Source organism: Curtobacterium sp. HSID17257, assembly GCF_003989515.1.
GTDB lineage: Bacteria > Actinomycetota > Actinomycetes > Actinomycetales > Microbacteriaceae > Curtobacterium.
The window spans coordinates 1-4432 of record NZ_RBLU01000177.1; the positions used below are offsets into that span (position 1 = coordinate 1).

The following is a 4432-nucleotide window of genomic DNA, read 5'->3' on the forward strand; positions in this document are numbered from 1 at the left end:
TCGACCCGCCGCGCTGAGGCGGGCTGACGTCGGTCGGGAGGCGTGGGGCGGGCCCGCCACGTGCCTCCAGACCGGCGTCCGGCCCGGTCCGTAGGGTGGGGCCATGGACACCCCGTTCGACCAGCCGAGCACCCTCCCCTACGCCCTGCCGCCGTTCGACGACGTCCGGCTCGAGCACTTCCGCCCCGCCTTCGACGCCGGCATCGCCGAGCAGCGCGCCGAGGTCGAGGCCATCGCCACCGACCCCGGTGCACCGTCCTTCGAGAACACCCTGGTGGCGCTCGAACGCTCCGGGCAGCTGCTGACCCGGGTCTCGCACGTCTTCTTCACGCTTTCTTCGGCGGACTCGACGCCGGAGCTGCACGACCTCGAGGCCGAGGTGTCGCCGCTCCTCGCCGCGCACCGCGACGCGATCACGCTCGACACCCGGCTGTACGCCCGGGTCGACGCGGTGCGGTCCTCGCTGGCCGACCGCGCGGACCTGTCCGACGAGGACCGCCGGCTCGTCGAGCGGGTGCACACCGAGATGACGCTCGCGGGGGCCGGTCTCGACGACGGCGGGAAGGAGCGCCTGACCGCGATCAACCAGGAGCTGTCGACGCTCACCACGACCTTCGAGCGCAACCTGCTCGAGGACACGAACGACCTCGCCGTGCACGTCACCGACGAACAGGAGCTCGCCGGGCTCGACGACGGCGCGAAGTCCGCTGCGGCGGCCGCTGCGCAGGACCGCGGACTCGACGGCTGGCTCGTGACGCTGCCGCTCTACACCGGCCACCCGTGGCTCGCCTCGCTGACCGACCGCGGCCTGCGCGAACGGATCATGCGCGCCTCGCTGTCGCGCGGGCGCCGCGGGAACGCCCACGACAACCGTGACGTGCTGCTGCGCATCGTCCGGCTCCGGGCCGAGCGGGCCGAGCTCCTCGGCTTCCCGAACCACGCAGCCGTCGTCACCGCCGACGAGACCGCGGGCACGCCGGAGGCCGTCGACGGACTGCTCTCGTCACTCGTACCGGCCGCCGCGGCCAACGCCGAGGACGAGCGCGCCGTACGCTCCCGCACGGTCGGCTTCGACGTCGAGGCGTGGGACTGGGCGTTCGCGACCGAGGTCCTCCGCGGTGAGCAGTTCGCCGCCGACAGCTCGGCGCTGCGGCCCTACCTCGAGGCCGACCGCGTGCTGCGCGACGGGGTGTTCCACGCCGCCGGTGCCCTGTACGGGCTGACGTTCACCGAGCGCCCGGACCTGCACGGCTACAACGACGAGGTCCGGGTCTTCGAGGTGCGCGGCGACTCCGGCGAGGAGGTCGGGCTCTACCTGCTCGACCTGTACACGCGGGACGGCAAGCGTGGCGGCGCGTGGATGAACCCCGTCGTGGAGCAGTCGGACCTGCTCGGCACGCTGCCCGTCGTCGTGAACAACCTCAACGTGGCGAAGCCCGCACCCGGGTCACCGACGCTGCTGATCCAGGACGAGGTCGAGACGCTGTTCCACGAGTTCGGGCACGCGCTGCACGGGCTGATCGCGCGGACGACCTACCCGCGGTTCTCGGGCACGAACGTCGAGCGGGACTTCGTGGAGTTCCCCTCGCAGGTCAACGAGATGTGGGTGACGTGGCCCTCGGTGCTCGCGAACTACGCCAAGCACCACGAGACCGGGGAGCCGCTGCCGCCGGAGCTCGTCCTCGGGCTGAGCGACTCGGCCGGCTTCAACGAGGGCTTCTCGACGACGGAGTACCTCGCCGCGGCACTGCTCGACCAGGCGTGGCACCGGCTGTCGGCGGCGGAGGCTGCGGAGGTCACCGACGTGGAGACGTTCGAGCGCCAGGCCCTCGCCTCCGCGGGCATCGACGTGGCCGCGGTGCCGCCGCGGTACTCGTCGACGTACTTCGCGCACACGTTCTCGGGCGGCTACGACGCCGGCTACTACGGCTACATCTGGTCCGAGGTGCTCGACGCGGACACCGTCGAGTGGTTCCGGGAGCACGGCGGACTCTCGCGCGAGGCCGGGCAGCGGTTCGCGTCGCTCGTGCTCGGGGTCGGCGGCGCGCAGGACCCGCTCGAGGCCTACCGCGCGTTCCGCGGCCGTGACGCCGAGGTCGGGCCGCTGCTGCGGCGCCGCGGGCTCGAGTAGCGCGCCCGCGCCGCACGCGACGACGGCCCGGCCCCACGCGGGGACCGGGCCGTCGGCCTGCGAGCGTCGGACGCTACGCGGACTTCTCCACGCGCTTCGCACGGGGGCGCGGCACGATCGTCGGCGCGGCGTTCTCGAGCACGGACTCGCGGGTGATCACCACACGGGCGACGTCGTCGTCCGAGGGCACGTCGAACATCACCGGGCCGAGGACCTCTTCGAGGATCGCCCGGAGCCCGCGGGCACCCGTCTGCCGCAGCACGGCGAGGTCGGCGATCGCCTCGAGCGCACCGCCGTCGAACTCGAGCTCGACCCCGTCGATCGCGAACATCCGCTGGTACTGCTTCACGAGCGCGTTCTTCGGCTCGGTCAGGATCTGCATGAGCGCCGCCTGGTCGAGCTGCGACACCGTCGTGACGACCGGCAGACGCCCGATGAACTCGGGGATGAGCCCGAACTTGTGCAGGTCCTCGGGCAGGACGTCGGCGAACAGGTCCTGCTGGTCGAGCGGGCTGTGCAGCGGAGCGCCGAAGCCGATCCCGCGCTTGCCGACGCGCGACGACACGATCTCCTCGAGCCCGGCGAACGCCCCCGCCACGATGAACAGCACGTTCGTCGTGTCGATCTGGATGAACTCCTGGTGCGGGTGCTTCCGGCCGCCCTGCGGCGGGACCGAGGCCGTCGTGCCCTCGAGGATCTTGAGCAGCGCCTGCTGCACACCCTCGCCCGACACGTCGCGCGTGATCGACGGGTTCTCCGCCTTGCGCGCGATCTTGTCGACCTCGTCGATGTAGATGATGCCGGTCTCGGCGCGCTTGACGTCGTAGTCGGCGGCCTGGATGAGCTTGAGCAGGATGTTCTCGACGTCCTCGCCCACGTAGCCGGCCTCGGTCAGCGCGGTCGCGTCGGCCACGGCGAACGGCACGTTGAGCCGCTTCGCCAGGGTCTGCGCCAGGTAGGTCTTGCCGCAGCCGGTCGGGCCGATGAGCAGGATGTTCGACTTGGCGATCTCGACGTCGTCGCGGTCCTCGGCAGCGGTGATCTGTCCCTGCGCCCGGATGCGCTTGTAGTGGTTGTAGACGGCCACGGCCAGCGCACGCTTCGCCGGGTCCTGCCCGATCACGTACTCCTGCAGGAAGTCGAAGATCTCGCGGGGCTTCGGCAGCTCGAAGTCACCGCTCGTGGTGTCCTCACCCGCTTCGGCGAGGCGCTCCTCGATGATCTCGTTGCACAGCTCGACGCACTCGTCGCAGATGTACACCCCCGGCCCCGCGATGAGCTGCTGGACCTGCTTCTGGCTCTTGCCGCAGAAGGAGCACTTCAGCAGGTCAGCGCTCTCCCCGATGCGTGCCATGTCGGTGCCCTCCTTGGATGACCGGTGCGGTTGACCGATGCAGGCTGGTGACCCGCGCGATGTGATCGACTCTAACCGCATCCGGTGACAGCGACGGCGACGCCGTCCGGCCTGTCCCCGCCCGTTCGCCCAGGGCGTGCACACCTGGTAGCGTGGACCCGTTCCTCTACAAGTTGTAGAAAACCGGAAGGACCCCATGACGAAGCGCCTCGCCCTCCTCGGCACCGGAACCCTCGGCGTCACCGCCGCGATCGTCCTCGGCACCGCGGCCGCCGCGAGCGCGCACGTCGAGGCCGACGCGACCTCGACCGCGGCGAACTCGTACACGACCGCGACGTTCTCGGTGCCGCACGGCTGTGACGGCTCCCCCACCACGAAGCTCGTCTTCCAGGTGCCCGAGTCGGTCATCGAGGTCACTCCGACGGTCAACCCGAACTGGACGATCACCAAGGCGACCGAGCCCTACACCGCACCGTCGAGCAGCACCGCGAGCGACGAGGAGTCCGAGGCCGGCGCCGAGCGCGTCACGAGCGTCACCTACACCGCGAAGACGCCGTTGCCCGCCGACGAGCGCGACACCTTCGCGCTGTCCTTCGCGCTGCCCGACGGCAAGCCCGGCGACCGAGTGTCCTTCCCCGTCGTGCAGACGTGCGAGCAGGGCTCCGTGGACTGGGACCAGGCGCAGGAGAGCGGGAAGGCCGAGCCCGAGCACCCCGCTCCCTCGATCGTCCTGACCGCCGCCAGCACGGCGAGCGGTGACGACGACGACGCCACGACGGCGACCGCGAGCGACGCCAGCACCACGACGTCCGCGCAGCCCGACCTGGTCGGTCGCTTCCTCGGCCTCGGCGGCCTGCTCGTCGGTGCCGTGGGCCTGGTCGTCGCCGTCGCCGCCACCCGCCGTCGGGACGCCGCCAAGTGACCCGTCGCGCGCGTCCGACGGACGG

3 protein-coding genes are annotated in these 4432 nt (G+C 71.4%); 2 read left to right on the forward strand and 1 reads right to left on the reverse strand.

Annotated features, from left to right (window positions below; all coding sequences use genetic code 11):
* Window positions 1-103 precede the first annotated feature (103 nt).
* Window positions 104-2131 carry a M3 family metallopeptidase gene (locus tag D8M35_RS15595; protein WP_126892644.1) on the forward strand — a complete coding sequence of 676 codons (2028 nt, stop codon included), beginning with the start codon at window positions 104-106 and terminating at the stop codon, window positions 2129-2131.
* Window positions 2132-2204: 73 nt separating this feature from the next.
* Here D8M35_RS15595 and clpX read toward each other — a convergent pair whose 3' ends face one another.
* Complete coding sequence (gene clpX, locus D8M35_RS15600) at window positions 2205-3485, reverse strand: ATP-dependent Clp protease ATP-binding subunit ClpX (RefSeq protein ID WP_126892645.1); 1281 nt, start codon at window positions 3483-3485, stop codon at window positions 2205-2207.
* A 196-nt stretch (window positions 3486-3681) separates the two neighbouring features.
* Between clpX and D8M35_RS15605 the strand changes: the two genes are divergently transcribed.
* A complete protein-coding gene (locus D8M35_RS15605; protein ID WP_126892646.1) occupies window positions 3682-4407 on the forward strand; it encodes a YcnI family protein in 726 nt (241 codons plus the stop codon).
* Window positions 4408-4432 lie beyond the last annotated feature (25 nt).